This window comes from Ralstonia sp. 22086 (assembly GCF_052045975.1).
Classification (GTDB): Bacteria; Pseudomonadota; Gammaproteobacteria; order Burkholderiales; family Burkholderiaceae; genus Ralstonia; species Ralstonia wenshanensis.
This window is the reverse complement of sequence record NZ_JBQEPZ010000005.1, coordinates 338,130-356,492: the sequence shown is the minus strand read 5'-3', so window position 1 is coordinate 356,492 and position 18,363 is coordinate 338,130. Positions and strand designations below refer to the sequence as shown.

Sequence of the window (18,363 nt, the reverse complement as noted above, 5' to 3'; positions counted from 1 at the left end):
TGAATGAGCGAGCCACCAAGACCAAGTGGCTCGCCTTCTGGCTTCAATCAGCGGATCGCCCGGAACGCCGCCGCCAACCCCACCAGAATCATCGCCATCCCGGCCATTGCGACGGGGGCCATGCGATGCCCGAACACGAGGTCATCCAGCAGCGCCGTCACCACCGGCACGAGGTAGAACAGGCTCGTCACATTGACGAGATTGCCGCGCTGCATGAGCCGGTAAAACAGCAACTGCGCCCCCACCGACATCACCACGCCCATCCACAGCAAGGCGGCGATACCGGGCAGGCCGGGCATGAACGTCAGCGATTGCACGGGCTGCGCGATGGAAACCCCCACACACAGCACGAGGCTCACTGCGTTCTGCAGCGGCAGCGTATCGATGGGCGACTGGTTCAGCCGCTCCTGGCAGATGGCGCCCACCGTCATGCTGAGGAGCGCGGCCAGCGCATAGCCGAGACCAGCCATCGGCACCTGCTGCGCATCGGCCCCGCCTACCACGAGCGAGAGGCCGCCCAGCGCGAGCGCCAGGCCGGCCATCCGCCGTGCAGACCATGTGCGCTCGGTTGCCAGCAGCGTGAGCAGCGGCTGCACGCCGAGCACCGTGGCCAGCAGCCCGGGCGTGAGGCCGCGGTCCAGCGCGAGCAGATAGCAGATTGAATAGCCGCCGGTCAGCAATGCACCGGTGCTGGCCACCTTCAGCCGTGAACCCGGCGCCGGCCACCACTGCCCGCGCCGCAGGCCTAGGCCCGCCAACACCAAAGACGCGAGCGCAAAGCGCCCAACCAAAAACGCGAACGCTGGGACATGCTGCACCCCGATCTCCGCAAAGATTGCGCCGCTGCTCCACAGCAGCACGAATAGAACCGTCGCGCCGGACCCTGCCAGCGCGGCTTGCATGGAACGCATACCACTCACCTGTCGAAAAGAGATGTCGGGTTCCGGCGCGCAGGCGAGCGCCTGCCTCGGGCGTGTGCCCGAGCCTGGTTCAGGTCAACCGGAAACGAAGCGGCTGAGAATCAGCCGAGAGCGGGCGGAGGCGGCGGCGGCTGTGCGCCGATCACGTCGTAGCTCCAAGACACGACAGGAGGAGGGAAGGGCCCGGGCTGCACGCACACGTCATCCACGCGGGCGCGATGGCCGGCGGCGAGGAGGGTGGCGTGAAGTCGGGACATGAAGACGAAGATTCGGAGAATCGGAGAATCGAAGAATCGAAGAATCGAAGAATCGAAGAATCAGAATTGGCCGACGGCGTTCGAGCAGCGTATCGGCATCGTGCGCATGGCGCAAGGGCGGCGCGCTACTTCAGGTACGACTTGATCACTTGCATCACCGCGTCGAGATCTTCTTGGCGTTGGGCCTCGGCGGGCTCCTTCACCACGTGATCCGTCAGGTGGCCCTCGATGACGGCCGCCATCAGCCCATTGACGGCGCCGCGAATGGCCGCAATCTGCTGCAGGATGGCCGTGCAATCGCCCTCTTCGGCGAGTTGCTTTTCCAACGCGGCGGCTTGCCCCTGGATACGCCGTACGCGCGCCAGCAGCTTGGCTTTGTCGCGGATGGTATGTGCCATGGAATCGGGTATCGAGGTGGTGTGAATGACGCGGGAGGGTAGCACCACTATACTAGGGGGGAGTATATTTCGCCTACCCGAATTTATCGACTGCCATCCATGACCGCGTTCACCACCCTGCTGCAGCAAGGCAATGCCTGGCTGTTCGTTCCCAGTGCGATCCTGCTGGGTGCGCTTCATGGCCTGGAGCCTGGGCATTCCAAGACGATGATGGCGGCGTTCATCGTCGCCATCCGCGGCACGCTCACGCAGGCGGTGTTGCTGGGGCTGTCGGCCACGGTGTCGCACACGGCGGTGGTGTGGGCGGTGGCCATGGCGGGCCTGTACTTCGGCCGCAACTGGAACGCGGAGACCACCGAGCCGTATTTTCAGATGGTGTCTGCCGTGCTGATCGTGGCCGTGGCCGCGTGGATGATGTGGCGCACCTGGCGCAGCACGCACGCGGCGCACGATCACCACCACGACCATCATCACCATGATCACGATCACGCTCACGGCCATGACGATGTCCAGCGCATCGACACCGGCCACGGCATCGTGCAGCTGGCCATCTTCGAAGATGGCGTACCGCCGCGCTTCCGGCTAACGCGGGAAGGTACGCGCGGCACCGCATGGTCGGCCGAGCAGGTGCAGATCGTGACCGAGCGCCCCGCCGGCAGTCGGCAGACTTTCCACTTCGTCCAGCGCGACGGCTTTCTGGAATCGGAGCAATCCATTCCCGAGCCGCACGCCTTTGTGGCGCGCCTGTCGCTCGGGCACGAACACCATCGGCATGACTACGACGTCACGTTCACCGAGCATGACCACGACCATGATCACAGCCATGGCGGGCTGGATGTGTCGTCTGCCGAATACCAGGACGCCCACGAACGCGCGCACGCCAACGACATCCGCCGCCGCTTTGCCAACCGTGAAGTGACCACGGGCCAGATCATCGTGTTCGGGCTCACGGGCGGGCTGATTCCGTGTCCGGCGTCGATCACCGTGCTGTTGTTGTGCCTGCAACTCAAGAAGATCACCCTGGGCGCGGCGCTGGTGCTGTGCTTCAGCATCGGGCTGGCCCTCACGCTGGTGGCCTCGGGCGCGCTGGCTGCGCTGAGCGTGAAGCACGTCTCTCGCCGCTGGGGCGGCTTTGGTGAATTTGCGCGCAAGGCGCCGTACCTGTCAGGCGTGCTGATTGCCCTGGTGGGGCTGTACGTGGGGTGGCAAGGCGTGCACGGGCTGATGCAGCTGCCGTAGCAGCGTCTGCGCTTTTTTCTGCACCGCTGCATCCACTGCCGCATGGCCTGCGTATCTGCAGGTACAGGCTGGTGCGGCATGTTTTTCGTCGATGCAGTGTCAGGTTTGCATGCGCACCGCGACCAACCTGTGGGATCCGGGCGGCCACGCTCCGCCAGCGATCCGATGGGATGCCGCCTCCGGCGGCACGTTAACCGCTCGAGGAGTTCATCATGCACACCCACCGCATTGCCCTGGCCTTGCTTGCCACGCTTTCCGCTTCTGCCGCGCTGTTCATCGCCCAACCGGCTTCGGCCGCGCAGGCCAAGTACGATCCGTACACGCAAGGCGCCGTCGACAAGACGGACCCGTTCACGCAAGGTGCAGATCGGCAGGCCGATACCTACGGCTATCTGTCGTGGAAGTACGATCGTTTCGACCCGTATGCGCAAGGCGCAGATCGTCAAGCCAGCGCGCATGACGTGCTGGCATGGCGCGGCGATACGAGCTACCCGGGCAGCACGGACGGCGCTCGCGCGTGACGGGCCGGTATGGCGTGAGAGGGACCGTGTAAGCACGGCCCTCCACGCGAGCATCACCTCGCTGAAGTTGCCCCGTCGACGATCCGGTCGTACAACGCACGCGCTGCGGGCGACAGGTGCGCAGCCTTGCGTGTGACAAGCACCAGCGTGCGCGACACTTCAGGCTCCACCAGCTCCACCGTACGAATCATCGGGTACGCGTTCTTCTGAATCGCCAGCCGCGGCACCACCGCCGCGCCGAGCCCTTCAGCCACCAAGCCGAGCGCCGTTGAACTGCGCTGCACTTCGTAGAACGAATGCAGCGTCACGCCGCTCGCCTTCAGTGCGCCGTCGAGCAGGCTGCGGTTGCCGCTCACCTCGCCGGCAAAGATTAGCGGGTGGGGCTGCAGGGCCTGCCACCGGATGCGCCGCCGCTTGGCGAGCGGGTGATCATCGCGGCAGACGAGGACGTACGGATCGCTCGTCAGCGGCACGCTCACGAGCTCCGGATGCTGGTCGCCCGCGATGCTGATGCCGAACTCGGCTTCACGACGCAGCACGGCTTGCAGCACGGAGGCCGAGGCGTGATCGAGAATCTTCACGCGATCATGCGGCCGGTGCTCCGAGAACGCGCGCAGGATGCGCGGCAGATACTGCACGCCCACCGTCGGCACGCAGGCGATGGTGATGTCGCCGCGCTGGCTCAGGCCGGTCTCGCGAATCTCCGTGAGCGCATCGGACAACTCATTGAGCAGCCGGCGCGCCTGCGGCAGAAAGCGCTCACCAATTTCCGTTAGCTCGGTCCGGCGCGTGGTGCGCTCCACCAGCGCGACGCCGAGAAACGCCTCCAGCTTGCGCAGGCGCTGTGTGATCGCGGTCTGCGTCACGTGCAGCGTGTCGGCGGCTTGCGTAAAGCTGCCGCTCTCTGCAATCGCCACAAATGCCTGCACGCCGAGCGTATCGATTTTCATCAACGTTATGAATCAATCTGTAAATTGAATTCATTTTACTGATCGATCCGGAAACCGGACACTTTGCGCATCCCGCAAACCACAACAAGGAGCGCATCGTGACGACCCCACACGATTGGTACGCAAAGCAGTATGTGCAATTCGAGGATGAGCGCACGCGGCCGGTCCGGGACCTGCTTGCCGCGGTGCCGCCCACGCCCGTCCATATCGCCATCGATATCGGCTGCGGGCCAGGCAATTCAACGGAAGCACTGATGGCGCGCGCGCCCGCCGCAGCCGTTCGCGGCATCGACGCCTCGGCCGACATGATCCAAGCCGCACGCAAGCGCCTGCCCGAGGTGCGCTTCGATGTGGCCGACATTGCTGCGTGGGATGAGCCCGGCGCGTATGACCTGATCCTCGCCAATGCGGTGCTGCAATGGCTGCCGGCGCACGACACGCTGTTTCCGAAACTCGTTGGCAAGCTTGCGGCGGGGGGCCACCTGGCCGTGCAGATGCCGGACAACCTCGACGAACCTGCGCACCGCCTCATGCGCGAAGTGGCCGCTGCGGGGCCATGGGCCGGCAAGCTCAAGGGTGTGGAGCGCACAGAGCGCTTCGATGCGCGCCGCTATTACGCACTGCTGGCGCCGCTGTGCTCGCGCGTCGACGTGTGGCGCACCACGTACATGCATCCTCTGCAAGGCGGCGCCGATGCGGTGGTCGAATGGTTCAAGGGCAGCGCGCTGCGGCCATTCCTCGCAGCGCTGAGCGAGGACGAGCGACCCGCGTTCCTCGCCCGCTATCGCGACATGATTGCCCAGGCCTATCCGGCTCTCGATGATGGCACGGTGCTGCTGCCGTTCCCCCGGCTGTTCATCGTAGCCACGCGCAAGTAGGCGCAATCGCAGAAACGAAAATCAACGGCCATGAAAAAAGCCCGACGGCAAACCACCGGCGGGCTCTTTTTTTGACACCTGCGGCGCTTAACGCGACGGGTTCAGCGTCAGGTTCATGTGACGATTCACATCCTTGTACAGCAGGTAACGGAAGCGGCCAGGGCCACCCGAATAGCAGGCCTGCGGGCAGAACGCGCGCAGCCACATGAAGTCGCCCGCTTCCACCTCGACCCAGTCCTGATTGAGGCGATAAACCGCCTTGCCTTCGAGCACGTACAGGCCGTGTTCCATCACGTGGGTTTCGGCAAACGGAATCACGCCGCCCGGCTCGAACGTCACGATGTTGACGTGCATGTCGTGGCGCATGTCGCTCATGTCGACAAAGCGCGTCGTCACCCAGGCGCCGTTGGTGCCCGGCATCGGGATCGGCTCGACGTCCTGCTCGTTGGTCACGAAGGCTTCCGGCAGGGGAATGCCATCGACGACCTGGTAGTGCTTGCGAATCCAGTGGAAGCGCGCGGCCGCATCGCTGACGTTGTGGAGCGTCCAGTCGGCGCCCGGCGGAATGAACGCATAGCCGCCCGGCGTGAGCGTGTGCTTCTTGCCCTGCAGCGTCAGCTCGGCTTCGCCTTCAACGACGAACAGCACGGCTTCGGCGTTCTTGTCCTGCTCGGGCTTGTCGCTGCCGCCGCCCGGGTTCACTTCAACGATGTACTGCGAGAAGGTCTCGGCAAAACCCGACAGCGGGCGGGCGATCACCCACAGGCGCGTGTGGGTCCAGAACGGCAGCCAGCTCGTGACGATGTCGCGCATCACCCCCTTGGGGATCACTGCGTACGCCTCGGTGAACATCGCGCGATCGGTCAGCAGATCCGTCTGCGGCGGATGGCCGCCATGCGGCGCGTAATACGTGGTCTTAGACATGTTGCATTCAGGCAATGGGTTGGTCCGGCCCCGAGCGCAAACAGCAACAGGCGGTTCGTACGCGGGCGGCGTTGACGATAGCGAAGTCGCCCACAATCGACCAATTAAATGTTGCGATGACTTCGATTCGATTTGCCACTACTGCGCCAGCATCAGGTCGAGGTTCTGGACCGCCGCGCCTGAGGCGCCCTTGCCGAGGTTGTCGAACACCGCCGTGAGCAGGACCTGGCCGTGGTCGTTGGCGAACACGCCCAGCCGCATGTCGTTGGTGCCGTTGAGCGCCTGCGGATCGAGATGCGGCAAGGCGGACGGGGCCTGCAGCGGCATCACCTCCACATGCTGCGCGCCAGCGTAGTGGTCGGCCAGACATGCGTGCAGCGCAGCCGCATCCACGCCGGCGTTGAGCAGACGCAGCTCCAGCGGCACCGTCAGCACAATGCCCTGGCGATACGCGCCGTAGGCCGGCACAAACATCGGCCGCTGCGTGAGCCCCGCGTGCAGTTGGATTTCCGGCGTGTGCTTGTGCGCCAAACCCAGCCCATACACCTGGAACGGCAATGCCTTTGCCGCATCCGGCCCCTCGTAGGTTTCGACTGCAGCGCGGCCACCGCCCGAATAGCCGGACACGGCATGCATGCTGATCGGGTAATCCGCCGGCACGAGGCCGGCTTGCACGAGCGGGCGGAGCAGCCCGATCGCGCCGGTCGGGTAGCAGCCCGGGTTGGTCACGCGCGACGCTGCGGCAACACGTCGGGCTTGCCCTTCGCTCATCTCCGGAAAGCCGTACACCCAGCCCGGCGTGGTGCGATGCGCGGAGCTGGCGTCGATCACGCGCACGGCCGGGTTGACGATGGCCGCGACCGCCTCGCGCGCGGCCGCATCAGGCAGACACAGGATGGCGATATCGCAGGCGTTGATGGCCTCGGCGCGGTGTTGCGCGTCTTTGCGCGCGTCGGCGGGAAGCGTCAGCAGCTTCAGGTCTTGCCGCTCCACACGGCCGCGCAGGCGCTCGTGAATCTGCAGGCCGGTGGTGCCTTGGTCGCCATCGATGAAGACGAGGGGCGTGGACATGGTGGGGCGCTCCAATGGAAAAGAGGGTGAGGGTGGTGGTGAATGCGAGCCCCCATCTTCGAGCGCGGCCTAGAATATGAAAAGTTGAATTTCATAACCGTCACATTCAGCATTTCTGAATCATGCGAGAGATCAGCCTGGACCGCCTGCGCACACTCGTGGAAGTGGCCAGCCGCGGCTCGTTTGCCGACGCGGCGCGGGCGCTGCATCTGGCGGCGCCCACCGTGAGCCTGCATATCGCCGAGCTGGAGGATCGCGTAGGCGCGCAACTTCTCTCGCGCAAGCGCGGGCAGGTGCAGCCCACCGCCATCGGCGAGGTGATGGTGGAGCGCGCCCGCAAGCTGCTCGCCGATGCCGAACAGGCGCTGGACGACATCCAACGCCAGGTGCAAGGCTTGAGCGGACGCGTACGGCTGGGCGCATCCACTGGCGCCATCGCACATCTGCTGCCGCAGGCGCTGGACGTGCTGCGGCAGGACCACCCCGGCATCGACGTGCAGGTGGCGGTGCTCACGTCGCAGGAAACGCTGGCGGGTCTGGCCGATGGCGCGCTCGACATTGGCCTCGTGGCGCTGCCCCAATCGCAAGTGGCGGGGCTTGCCATCAAGCCATGGCGGCGCGATCCGGTGATGGCGTTCCTGCCTGCGCACTGGACGAGCCCGGCGCGCATCACGCCCGCGTGGCTTTCTGCGCAGCCGCTGATCCTGAACGACGCGACCACACGACTCTCGCGCCAGACAACGGAGTGGTTCGCCGCTGACGGTCATCACCCCGTGCCGCGTATCCAGCTCAACTACAACGACGCCATCAAGAGCCTGGTCGCGGCCGGCTACGGCGCAACGCTGCTGCCGCATGAGGCGTCCGCCGCACCGTCAGATGCGCGCATCACCATGCGCCCGCTGCGACCTGCGTTGTGGCGTGAACTTGGCATTGCGCACCGCGCCGGTGACGTAGCGCGATCGACACAGCACGTGCTCGACGTGCTTTGGATGCTCCGGGCGAAATAGTCCATTGCACGCCTCGAAACCGTGACGAGGCGCAGAATCCCGCTTGAATAAAGTTTGACTTCTTGTGTCGCGACAACTATCTTAAGATATGTTTTGCGACACAACACGGCGTGCCAGCCAGCCGACTCCGGCCCCAGCCTGCGCGCGCCGCTTACTCCTCTTCTTCGCTCGCCCTCATGCCCTTACTTGATTCCTCGCGCGAGCGCCGGTTGCTCTGGCTGCTCGCGCTCACGCAGTTCACCGTCATCATGGATTTCATGGTGATGATGCCGCTTGGTCCGCAGATCATGCATACGTTTGGCATCGGCCCGGCGGCGTTCGCCACGGCGGTGTCGGTGTATTCGCTGTGCTCGGGCGCTTCCGGCCTGCTGGCCGCCACCTATGTCGACCGCTTTGACCGGCGCCGCCTGCTGCTGACCGTCTACGGCCTCTTCACGCTGGCCAACCTGGCCTGTGCACTGTCGGGCAGCTACGGCATGCTGCTGTTTGCCCGCGCATTTGCGGGCGTCACCGGCGGCGTGCTCGGGTCGATCATCATGGCCGTGCTGTCAGACGTGGTGCCGCCCGCACGGCGCGGCGCGGCCACCGGCGTGGTGATGTCGTCGTTCGCGCTCGCGGCCATGGCGGGCGTGCCCGTCGGCATTGCCATTGGCGCGCACTTCGGCTGGTCGGCACCGTTCTTCCTGCTGACGGCGCTCACGGTGCTGATCTGGCTGGGCGCGCGGCAGACCATTCCACCGCTGGCCGAACATCTGGCAGGCAAGCGCAGCCAGACGCTGGGCGAGATTCTCTCCGGCCTGTGGCAGTTGCTCACCAACCCGCGCCACCTGCGGGCCTTCGTGCTGACCTTCGTGATGATGGGCTCGCACATGATGGTGATTCCCTTCATCTCTCCGGTGCTGGTGGCCAACCACGGTGTGTCGCCCGAAAACCTGTCGTGGTTGTATGTGGCTGGCGGCGCGGCGTCGTTCTTCAGTTCGCGCGCCGTGGGCAAGCTGGCTGATCGCTACGGCCGCCGCCGCATGTTCGTTGGCGCAACACTGCTGGCGTTCATCCCGGTGCTGGTGATGACGCATCTGCCTGACTGGCCCTACATCGGCATGTTGCTGTTCTTCCCGTTCTTCATGGTGATCCTCTCCAGCCGCATGGTCCCGATGCAGGCGTTGATGACGACAGTGCCCGCCCCGCAGGTGCGCGGCGCGTTCCTGTCGGCCAACAGCGCGGTGATGTCGGTAGGGACCGGCGTGGGCGCGTGGGTGGGCGGGCTGCTGCTGTCCGCCGGTGCCGGCGGCCGCATCGAGGGCTATGGCCTCAACGGCTGGCTGGCCGTGGCAGCAGGGCTGTTCTGCGTGTTCTGGGTGAGCCAGGTGAAGGGATCGGATGCGCAGGGCGATCCGTCACTGGCTGCAGCAGCCGCATCCGCAGGCGCGTCGGGTCCGCAAACGGTGCCGCAAGCTCCTCGGGCGGAAAAGGCCTGAGCGGTTATTCGGCTTCCAGCACCATCTTCAGCTTCACCAGGTCACGCTGCACCCATTCGGCATCGGCGTCGAACTGCGCGTCGTCCATGCTCGGTTGCTGAAACAGCGTAAGCGAGACGGTGGTGCCGGCGCCGTTGCGAACCACCCGTAGCGGCACGTACACGATTGACCCGTCCGGCAGGCGGACCCAGTGGTCGGCAATGCCAAATGTGTTGGGCGGGCTGAAGCGGATGAAGACGCTGCCTTCGTCGCTGTTGGGGGCGGCCTTGGCAATCCATTCGTCGGGGGCCGCGCCCGAACCCTGCGTACCGGGCGCGAGCCCTTCCGACAGGCCGGTCGCCCAGATCGGAAAGTTCAGCGGCTCGGCCAGAAACATGGCCACGTCATCAAAGTGACGCTCGACATTCACGCTTAGGGTGCGGACGTTGTGCAGCATGTGGCCTCCGTGTGCGGCGCGCGCCGTGCGAGGCAGTATATGCGGCGCTCAGGCGGGCAGCTTGCGAAAGCTGATGGCCAGGCGGTTCCACGTGTTGATGGTGCTCACCAGCAGCGTGAGGTCGACCAGCTCGGCATCGGAGAACTGCGCGCGCACGGCCTGCCAGACGTCATCGGGCACGCGAGTTTCTGCGACGAGGGTGACGGCTTCCGTCCACGCCAGCGCGGCGCGTTCGCGATCGGTGAAGAATGGCGTTTCATGCCAGACCGACACGGTAGCCAGGCGACGGTTGTCTTCACCGCCCTTGCGGGCATCGGCGGTGTGCAGGTCGACGCAATAGGCGCAGCCGTTGATTTGCGAGGCACGCAGGCGCACGAGTTCAGTCAGCGGTTTTTCCAGCGTGCTTTTGCCCAGCGCTTTTTCGAGGCCCATGACCGCCTGGATGGCGGCGGGGTTGCTTTGATAGAAGTCGAGGCGGGGTTCCATCAGATGGCTCCTGTGCTTGAGAACTGGAGCCAGTCTAGGCGCCGCAGTGGCACCTTGAAATTGCCAATCCACTCGAATATCAGGTAGCCACTTTGGCCAGCACTTCCGCCAGCTCGCCGAGGCCCGCGTCGATCTCGGCAACGTTCACGTGGCCGTAGCCGATCAGCAACCCGGGCTGCGGCGGCCGTGCCACGTGCATTCTGGCCGTGCCGTAGAGCCCGACGCCCACGCCCTCCGCCAGCTTCACCAGGTCGGCTTCGGGCAACGGTGCGCGCACCTGCGCTGCCATGTGGATGCCCGCCGCCGACGGCACGGGCGCCAGCCACTGCGCCAGCGGGCCACGCAGATGCCGCAGTAGCGCATTCCGGCGCGCCGCGTACTCCTTGTGCATACGCCGCAGGTACTTGGCGAAATCGCCGTCGAGCATGAACTTGGCGAGCGCCGCCTGCATGAGCGATTCACTGTGCCAGTCGGCCACCTGCTTGGCGTGCCGCAACGGCGCCACCAACGAAGCGGGCGGCACCACGTAGCCGATGCGCAGCTCCGGAAAGATCGTCTTCGAAAACGTACCGACGTAAGCCACGCAACCGGCAGCGTCCAGGCTCTTGAGCGACTCCATCGGGCGGCCGTCGAAGCGGAATTCGCTGTCGTAATCGTCTTCGATGATCAGCGCGTCATGGCGCTGCGCCCAGTCGAGCAGTTGTGCGCGGCGCGCCAGGCTCATCGGCATGCCCAGCGGAAACTGGTGCGACGGCGTCACGTAGACAAGCTTCGCGTGCTTCGGCAGCGCATCGACGACCAGGCCTTCGGCATCGACCGGCACCGGCACAACGTTGGCACCCAGCGCCTGCAGCGCAATGCGCGCGGGCGGGTAACCCGGATCTTCAATCGCCACCGTATCCCCGGGGCGCACGAGCACGCGGGCGATCAGGTCGATGGCCTGCTGCGCGCCCTGCGTGACGACAATATCGGCCCAGGCACACACCACCGCACGGCTGAATGCGAGATAGCGCGAGATGGCCAGGCGCAGCGCCTGATCGCCCGCCGGGTCGTGATAGCCGCCGCGCCCGCGCGCCTGCTGGCGCAACGCGTGCGCAACACAGCGGCGCCACACGTCGAAGGGAAACAGGCGCTTCTCCGTCACGCCGCCCACAAAGTCGTAGACGAGGTTTGGGCGCGGCTGAGGCAGCACCGCGGGCATGTTGTTCCAGGGCGTGTCGAAGGTGCGTACGGCCGGCGTGGGCGAGGCGAGTTGCACCGCAGGCGAGGCGGCCGGCGTGCGAGCGCGCAACCCTTCGGTGGCTTCGGCCACGAAGGTGCCGGAGCCGGCGCGTGGCTGCAGATAGCCCTCGGCAATGAGGCGCTCGAATACGTCGAGCGTGGTCTTGCGCGACACACCAATCTGCAGCGCCAGATCGCGCGTGGAGGGCAGACGCTCGCCCGGCACGAGCCGGCCATCGAGGATGGCCGTGCGGAGTTGTCGATAGAGTTGGCCGGCAAGGTCGTGCCGGCCGTGGATCGTCAAATGGACATCCATCGTGGGCGCAGTATGCGAAGGAGCTGCGCCATTCTACTGAAGCCGCCGGAGGCGGGAAGGGCAGGGTGAAGCTCAGCCTTCCCGGCCGTCAGCGCGCGGCGCCATCAGCCACGGCGTGTAGCGCCACAAATAAACCACAAACGCCGCCACCCACAGCACGCTCGCCCCGCCGATCCACACTTCGCGCGGCAACAGGGCGGGGCCGGCCACGCGCACGAGTGCAGCCAGCGCGACGGCTGCGTAGGCGAAATTCTCTGCACGGCCCGTACGCAACATCCGGCCGGTGTGGCCCAGCGCGGTGCGCGTGATCATGGCGATGATGGCGCCGCCGATGGCTCCCGCCGTGAGCGCATGCAGCGCGGTCGAACGGTCGCCCCAGCCGAGCGCTGCGGCGGCCAACATGGCAAAGCCGATGGGCAGGAAGGCATACGCCACATGCAGGATGGAGACGATGGGCGTGCGCAGCGTGCGGCGCGTGTCCCAGCCAGCCCAGCGGACAGCCTGCACGACCGCCGCCGCCGCAAACACGATGGCTGGAACAATGCCTTGAAGCGGCGTCGCCAGCATGGCAACGGCGAGCGCCGTCGCCGGCACGATGGCGCGCTCGGCCCACACCACGCGGCGCACCTGCACGCCAGGAACGGCGTTGGACGTGAACATTGGGATGACGCGTCCGCCAATGACCGTGACGAACAGGCAGACCAGCCCCGCGGCTGCATCGAGGCAACGCAGTGCGGCCAGCGGCGCGTCCAGAGCCAGCGCGGCATGAAACGCCGCGTTGACGCCACCGAGCACCAGCAGCGCGATCGCCAGGCCGTAGTTGCGGGCGCTTTTTGCGCGCCGCAGGACGCGCAGGAACGCCACGCCGCACGCCGGCAGGAACGCCACGTCCGCAGCCACAGCCAGCGGCACGGGGCCTGTCCACATCAGCACACGTGCCGCCAGCCACAGCGCAGCCAGCGCCGCGAGCTGCGTGCCTTGCGGCGTCTGCAGGCCGGTCCAGTTCTTACCCGCTGTGAAAAGGAAACCAACCACCACCGCCGCCGCAAAGCCAAACACCATCTCGTGCGCGTGCCAGAACAGTGGCGCCATGGTGGCCGGACCTTGGGCCGAGGGCAGGACACCCAGCAGCAACGCTGCCCACAACGCCATCCCCAGCGCGGCAAACGCCGCGGCCAACAGGTAGAGCGGCCGGAAGCCGAGCGCGAAGACCGCTCGCCCCGTGTAAGGCACGCGGCTTGCCGGGTCGGGCTTGCCGATGGTGAGCAACGGGGCTTGGCGGGGCATGGTGATTTCCGTGGTTCAGGTCAGAGGATGTCGTCCAGCAGATCGGGGCCGAACACTTCGCGGTGGATGCGCTCCGACGGCACACCGCTGGCGAGCAGCGCCGCACGCTGTGCCTGCATGAACGGCAGCGGGCCGCAGAGATAGAAGTCCGCTTCCGCTCCGTGGTCGCGCACGAACGTGTCGACCGTCATGCGGCCAGGCTGGGCCGGGCGCGATGCGAACTCCGCGTCCTCGCCGGACTCCAGGAACACATGCGCCTCGAACGCCGGCAGCGCTTGTGCGGCACGCTCGAGATCATCGGCGTGGGCAACATGCGAGGCAGCACGGGCGGCGTGGCTGAATACGATCTTGCGCGCGCTGTTCTCCTGCGCGAGCGTGTTGAGCGCCGAAATCATGGGCGTGATGCCAACACCGGCCGACATCAGCACGATCGGGTTGTCGGTTGCCAGTTGCGGCACAAAGTCGCCGTACGGTTGGCTGACCAGCAGGACGTCGCCTTCGCGCGCATTGGCGTGCAACCAGCTCGACACGGTGCCTGCAGGGCGGTCAGCGTCGCCCGCATCACGCTTGACCGAGATGCGCCACGTGCGGCCATTCGGAGCGTCCGACAGGCTGTACTGGCGCTGCTGCAGTGCGCCCGGCGCCAGCTCCACTTGCACCGAGATGTACTGCCCCGGCAGGAAATCGGCCAATGGCGCGTCGCCCACGGCTTCGAGCGTGAGCGAGACCACGTCTTCGGCCTGCAGACGGCGGCTGACAATGCGCACCGGCTGACGATGGTCGGGGCCGCTGCCGGTGTGCTGGTACAGGCGCGCTTCCGCCGCGATCAGCTCGGCGGCGAGCAGCCAATAGGCTTCGTCCCAGGCGGCAAGCAGGTCCGGCGTGGCGGCGTCGCCCAGCACTTCGGCAATCGCGCCAAGCAGGTGGCGCGCGACGATCGGGTAATGGCTCGGCTTGATGCCCACGGCCGCGTGCTTGTGCACGATGCGGTTGACCACGGGCGCCAGCGCCGCGTTGTTGCCATGGTTGGCAGCGTACGCAAACACCGCCGAAGCCAGCGACTGCTGCTGCGACCCATTGGCCTGGTTGCCCATGTTGAACACGTTGGTCAGCTCGGGGTGGCTGGCGAACATGTTGCGATAGAAGGTCTGGGTGATGGTCAAGCCATGCTCGCGCAGCACGGGAACGCTGGCATCGATATAGGGCTTGGACTTGTCGGACAGCATGCTGGACTCCAAATATGCGTGAAATATGCAACAAATAAGACGGGGGGCGCCGTCACGCTTTGTTCTGGATAGCCTGGGGCTCAGGCAACCGCTTGCATTGGATTCTATTAAACGTATATTTGTGATGCAACAAATTGACCTGCGGCAAACCGGCGCATCTTGTGGGCAACTTCCCGATAAGATGTTCCTCTCATGAATGTTTTTACCTGCGGCAACGCCGCACGCCCGCCATGCGACTGACCGACTACACCGACTACGCCCTGCGCACGCTGATCTACGTGGCCGTGCACCCGGACGAACTCGTCACGATCCAGCGCATTGCGGAGGCCTTCGACATTCCCAAGAACCACCTCATCAAGATCGTCCAGCAGCTAGGGCAGGACGGCTTCCTGCACACCGTGCGCGGGCGCGCGGGGGGCATCACGCTCGGCCGCCCAGCGGCCGAAATCAACCTCGGCGACGTGGTACGCGCCACTGAGCCCGACTTCCGCATGGTCGAGTGCTTCCACGGCGACGATAACCACTGCGTCATCACCCGCGTGTGCGGCCTGCGCGGCGTGCTGCACGCAGCGTTGCGGGCGTACTTTGAAGTGCTGGATGGCTACACGCTGCAGGATCTGGTCGACAAACCCAACGCGGTGAACCGGGCGCTGGGAGAGGTCAGAGCGTTGCCGATGCCACGCCCTCGGGCCAAGCCCGCATCGCGCGCGTAGCCTGCGCGCCGCTTCTGTCGCGCGTTTCTTTTCCTCATCGCCGCAGGTTTGCGCAGGCATGTTCGCTGCTGCAAAACGGTTGCGGGCCGCGCCATCTTGGGTGACGGTCCAGTCAACCGACCAGCGGAGGTGTCATGAAACCCACTCGCGACAAGAGCAAGCACGCGTCGCACTCGAAATCGACGTCCACAAGCCAGCGCAGCAGCGCGTCCGACAAGGAGCGTGGCGGGCACGCCAGCCACGGCAGCGGCGGCAAATCGTCTGAACGTGCCGGTGCGAAGTCGCACGAGCGCGGCGCACAGGGCGGCAGCGCGCGTGAACACGCAACGCATTCGCCGATCGGCATTCAGAAGGCCCTGAAGGGCGCGACCTACCCCGCGAAGAAGCAAGAGTTGATGAAGACCGCGCAGGCCAACGGCGCAGACGACAGCACCCTCAAGACCCTGCGCGACATGCCTGACGACGAGTACGACACGCCGGCCGCCGTTTCCAAGGCCATCGGCCACGAAAAGTGATGCGCACCCGCGCAGGAGGACGACTCATGAACAGATCAACACAGCATATTGGTGCGCGTCGCGTTGCGGCGCTGCTGGTAGCAGGTGCGCTGGGCTTTGGCGGCGCGCTCGGTATCGCGCGGGCGGCAACGGACAAGTCCGACACCACCTTCGTCACCAAGGCTGCGGCTGCCGGGATGCTCGAAGTGCAGGCCAGCCAGGTTGCCATTACACGTGCGAGCAACCCGGACGTACGCGCCTTTGCACAGCGCATGGTGAAGGACCACACCACGGTGGGCGACGAACTCAAGGCGCTGGCCGGTAAAAAGGGCATTACGGTGCCGGACAGCCTGCCTGCGGATGAGCGCGCCAAGGTCGACAAGCTCAGCGCACTTGAAGGCGCGAAGTTCGACAAGGCCTACGCCGACGAGGTGGGGGTGAAGGCCCACAAGGACGCCGTCTCCCTGTTCGACAAGGCCTCGAAGGATGCGAAGGACCCCGACATCAAGGCGTTCTTCTCACATAACCTGCCTGCGCTGCGCGAGCATTTGCAAATGGCGGAGCAGTTGAAACCCGCGGTGAAATAATTGCTCGCTACGTCCGCCAAGGGCCCGCCCTGACGCGGAGACAAATCGCGATGAATGCGGCCCCTTTTTGGGGCCGTTTTCTTTGCGCGCTGTTTGCGTGCCCGACAGATTCGTTTTGGGCCACATCGCTTCCTGTTTTCATACCGCTTCGTCACTAAATTTTCATGGTTTGTCGCCAAGATTCGGCCGCGCAAACGTTTTACTCGTGCATGAGTCGCCCGCACGCATGGGTGGCCGGAAGCGTTTGCCCGACCTCATCGAATCGACAGGAAACCACAATGCTTTCGACCAAGAAAACGCTGCTCGCGATTGCGGTGCCGGCATGCTTGACCCTCGGCCTGTATGCCTGCGGCGGCAGTGACGACCCCGCGCCCACAAGCACGGCAGGCACCTCGCCAGCCCCGACGACGCCCACCACGCCGACACAGCCCGCCAAGCCGCAAGGCATGTGGACCACGGGCGACCTGCACGTGCACACGGCGGAATCCGCCGATGCCGTCACGCCCCTGTCGACGGTGCTCGACCACGCGTTCGACCTCAACGGCTTGGACTGGATGGCCGTATCGAACCACCTGCGCCCCTCGCCGCGCGATGCCACGGGCGCCACGCTTGCGGGCGGCTCGATTGCCGCATCGGCCGGGATCGCCAAGTACGAGATGCCCGCCATTGCGCAAGCGCAGGCGGCAGGCAAGTACGCGGGCAAGCTGATCTTCTCCGCCGCCGAGTGGGACATGCCCACGCACGATCACCTGAACGTCGGCATCTTTGATGGCGCCGACAAGCTGCAGACGTCGGCCAAAGGCCTGAACAAGTTCGAGTACTTCTTCACGCAGCAGTCGGCATCGCTCTTCGATCCGAACGATGTGACCGCATGGCAGCAGGAAGGCCCGCGCGCCGGCACGACACACGCCGACGTGGTCAATGCCTTCAAGTGGCTCAAGACGAATTACCCGAACACCAGCTACGGCCTGATCAACCACCCGTCGCGCAACCCGGGCAAGTACACGGTGGCGGACTTCCGCGAGTTCAACGACACGGCGCCCGACATCATGTTCGGCATCGAAGGCATGGTCGGCAACCAGATGGAACCCGACCGCGGCGGCTATACCAGCGCCTACACCGACGCCAACCTGAAGAACCGAACGTACGGCGGCGTCGACTACGTGGTCGCGCAAGTCGGCGGCGTCTGGGATGCGCTGCTCGGCGAGGGCCGCCGCGTCTGGAACTTTGCCGATTCCGACCACCACTTTGAAGTGGACGCCACGCAGCAATTCAGCAGCGGCTATTACCCCGGCGAATACGCCAAGACCTACATCTGGCTGCCGGGCACCAACACAGACCTGAAGACGCTGCTGGCAGCCATGCGCTCGGGCAAGTCGTTCGGCGTGTTCGGCGACCTCATCAACGCGCTCGATTTCAGCGCAGGTACCGCAGGCACCTCCGCCGACATGGGCGGCACGCTCACGGCCAAGGCCGGCGACAAGGTGACGATCACCATCCGCTTCAAGAGCCCCGATCACAACAACTACGAGTACCCGCTAGGCAGCGGCTTCAAGGTCAACATGCGTCCGGTGGTGGACCACGTTGATCTGATTGCGGGCGACGTGACGGGCAAGGCTGCATCTGGCACGCCAGCCTATGCCAAGGACACCAACGACTCCACAAAGGTCATCGCCACGTTCACCAAGGCCGACTGGAAGGTCGACGCCGACGGCTACAACAGCATCACGTACACCTACACGGCCGCCAAGAACCAGTACTTCCGCCTGCGCGGCACCAACCTCGGCATGAACGTGTCGGGCGAAACCAGCAACGGCAATCCGCTGCCCGACCAGAAGACCGTGGTGACGGAGAACGCCGCGCGCTTCAACGCCATCAACGATCGCAACTACAACGATCTGTGGTTCTACTCGAACCCGGTGTTTGTGTCGGTGCAATAAATGCCGAAGCGGTA

The 18,363-nt window shown here is 65.4% G+C and carries 20 protein-coding genes; 10 read left to right on the top strand and 10 right to left on the bottom strand.

From position 1 onward, the window contains the following. Positions 1-47: 47 nt before the first annotated feature. Positions 48-911 (bottom strand): DMT family transporter, encoded by an 864-nt coding sequence (locus ACTJK6_RS22450; protein WP_440840218.1) that lies wholly within the window; start codon positions 909-911, stop codon positions 48-50. Positions 912-1,175: 264 nt separating this feature from the next. On the opposite strand from ACTJK6_RS22450, the gene ACTJK6_RS22445 reads away from it, so the two are divergent. Continuing rightward, positions 1,176-1,322 (top strand): hypothetical protein, encoded by a 147-nt coding sequence (locus ACTJK6_RS22445; RefSeq protein ID WP_440840217.1) that lies wholly within the window; start codon positions 1,176-1,178, stop codon positions 1,320-1,322. On the opposite strand, the gene ACTJK6_RS22440 is transcribed toward ACTJK6_RS22445, so the two are convergent. After that, positions 1,303-1,575, bottom strand: a complete 273-nt coding sequence (locus ACTJK6_RS22440) for a metal/formaldehyde-sensitive transcriptional repressor (protein WP_092973887.1) — start codon at positions 1,573-1,575, stop codon at positions 1,303-1,305. The two genes, ACTJK6_RS22445 and ACTJK6_RS22440, sit on opposite strands and share 20 nt — an antisense overlap. Positions 1,576-1,674: 99 nt before the next feature. Here ACTJK6_RS22440 and ACTJK6_RS22435 point away from each other — a divergent pair, with 99 nt between their 5' ends. Together ACTJK6_RS22435 and ACTJK6_RS22430 are read left to right on the top strand one after the other, a co-directional pair. Continuing rightward, positions 1,675-2,814 carry a nickel/cobalt efflux protein RcnA gene (locus ACTJK6_RS22435; RefSeq protein WP_440840216.1) on the top strand — a complete coding sequence of 380 codons (1,140 nt, stop codon included), beginning with the start codon at positions 1,675-1,677 and terminating at the stop codon, positions 2,812-2,814. Positions 2,815-3,026: 212 nt separating this feature from the next. Beyond that, the gene (locus ACTJK6_RS22430; protein ID WP_316870437.1) at positions 3,027-3,335 is read left to right on the top strand and encodes a hypothetical protein; all 309 of its coding nucleotides are present in this window, start codon (positions 3,027-3,029) and stop codon (positions 3,333-3,335) included. A gap of 53 nt (positions 3,336-3,388) precedes the next feature. Here the strand turns inward: ACTJK6_RS22430 and ACTJK6_RS22425 are convergent, their stop codons facing one another. After that, a complete protein-coding gene (locus tag ACTJK6_RS22425) occupies positions 3,389-4,285 on the bottom strand; it encodes a LysR family transcriptional regulator (protein ID WP_440475782.1) in 897 nt (298 codons plus the stop codon). A gap of 98 nt (positions 4,286-4,383) precedes the next feature. Between ACTJK6_RS22425 and tam the strand changes: the two genes are divergently transcribed. After that, positions 4,384-5,163 (top strand): trans-aconitate 2-methyltransferase, encoded by a 780-nt coding sequence (tam, locus tag ACTJK6_RS22420; RefSeq protein WP_440840215.1) that lies wholly within the window; start codon positions 4,384-4,386, stop codon positions 5,161-5,163. 87 nt (positions 5,164-5,250) lie between these two features. On the opposite strand, the gene ACTJK6_RS22415 is transcribed toward tam, so the two are convergent. Together ACTJK6_RS22415 and argC are read right to left on the bottom strand one after the other, a co-directional pair. After that, complete coding sequence (locus ACTJK6_RS22415) at positions 5,251-6,087, bottom strand: bifunctional allantoicase/(S)-ureidoglycine aminohydrolase (protein ID WP_440840214.1); 837 nt, start codon at positions 6,085-6,087, stop codon at positions 5,251-5,253. A gap of 138 nt (positions 6,088-6,225) precedes the next feature. After that, entirely contained in the window at positions 6,226-7,158 is a 933-nt protein-coding gene (argC, locus tag ACTJK6_RS22410; protein WP_440840213.1) for an N-acetyl-gamma-glutamyl-phosphate reductase, read from the bottom strand. Positions 7,159-7,280: 122 nt separating this feature from the next. Between argC and ACTJK6_RS22405 the strand changes: the two genes are divergently transcribed. After that, positions 7,281-8,165 (top strand): LysR family transcriptional regulator, encoded by an 885-nt coding sequence (locus ACTJK6_RS22405; RefSeq protein WP_232041487.1) that lies wholly within the window; start codon positions 7,281-7,283, stop codon positions 8,163-8,165. A 176-nt stretch (positions 8,166-8,341) separates the two neighbouring features. Further along, a complete protein-coding gene (locus tag ACTJK6_RS22400) occupies positions 8,342-9,643 on the top strand; it encodes an MFS transporter (RefSeq protein WP_433865841.1) in 1,302 nt (433 codons plus the stop codon). Positions 9,644-9,647: 4 nt separating this feature from the next. Here ACTJK6_RS22400 and ACTJK6_RS22395 read toward each other — a convergent pair whose 3' ends face one another. From ACTJK6_RS22395 to ACTJK6_RS22375, 5 genes are all read right to left on the bottom strand, one after another. Further along, the gene (locus ACTJK6_RS22395) at positions 9,648-10,079 is read right to left on the bottom strand and encodes an SRPBCC family protein (RefSeq protein ID WP_260803656.1); all 432 of its coding nucleotides are present in this window, start codon (positions 10,077-10,079) and stop codon (positions 9,648-9,650) included. 48 nt (positions 10,080-10,127) lie between these two features. Next, the gene (locus tag ACTJK6_RS22390; RefSeq protein ID WP_232041484.1) at positions 10,128-10,565 is read right to left on the bottom strand and encodes a carboxymuconolactone decarboxylase family protein; all 438 of its coding nucleotides are present in this window, start codon (positions 10,563-10,565) and stop codon (positions 10,128-10,130) included. A 79-nt stretch (positions 10,566-10,644) separates the two neighbouring features. Beyond that, entirely contained in the window at positions 10,645-12,102 is a 1,458-nt protein-coding gene (gene pdxR / locus ACTJK6_RS22385) for a MocR-like pyridoxine biosynthesis transcription factor PdxR (protein WP_440840212.1), read from the bottom strand. A gap of 72 nt (positions 12,103-12,174) precedes the next feature. After that, positions 12,175-13,389, bottom strand: a complete 1,215-nt coding sequence (locus tag ACTJK6_RS22380) for an NnrS family protein (protein ID WP_440840211.1) — start codon at positions 13,387-13,389, stop codon at positions 12,175-12,177. A gap of 20 nt (positions 13,390-13,409) precedes the next feature. Continuing rightward, positions 13,410-14,615 carry a globin domain-containing protein gene (locus ACTJK6_RS22375; protein ID WP_440840210.1) on the bottom strand — a complete coding sequence of 402 codons (1,206 nt, stop codon included), beginning with the start codon at positions 14,613-14,615 and terminating at the stop codon, positions 13,410-13,412. A gap of 230 nt (positions 14,616-14,845) precedes the next feature. Here ACTJK6_RS22375 and ACTJK6_RS22370 point away from each other — a divergent pair, with 230 nt between their 5' ends. From ACTJK6_RS22370 to ACTJK6_RS22355, 4 genes are all read left to right on the top strand, one after another. Next, positions 14,846-15,328, top strand: coding sequence for an RrF2 family transcriptional regulator (locus tag ACTJK6_RS22370; RefSeq protein WP_440840209.1), 483 nt, complete (start codon positions 14,846-14,848; stop codon positions 15,326-15,328). 134 nt (positions 15,329-15,462) lie between these two features. Next, entirely contained in the window at positions 15,463-15,843 is a 381-nt protein-coding gene (locus tag ACTJK6_RS22365) for a DUF2795 domain-containing protein (RefSeq protein WP_316870447.1), read from the top strand. Between the two features lie 26 nt (positions 15,844-15,869). Continuing rightward, the gene (locus ACTJK6_RS22360) at positions 15,870-16,409 is read left to right on the top strand and encodes a DUF4142 domain-containing protein (protein ID WP_232041479.1); all 540 of its coding nucleotides are present in this window, start codon (positions 15,870-15,872) and stop codon (positions 16,407-16,409) included. Positions 16,410-16,687: 278 nt separating this feature from the next. Continuing rightward, positions 16,688-18,349, top strand: a complete 1,662-nt coding sequence (locus ACTJK6_RS22355) for an S-layer protein (protein WP_440840208.1) — start codon at positions 16,688-16,690, stop codon at positions 18,347-18,349. Positions 18,350-18,363 lie beyond the last annotated feature (14 nt).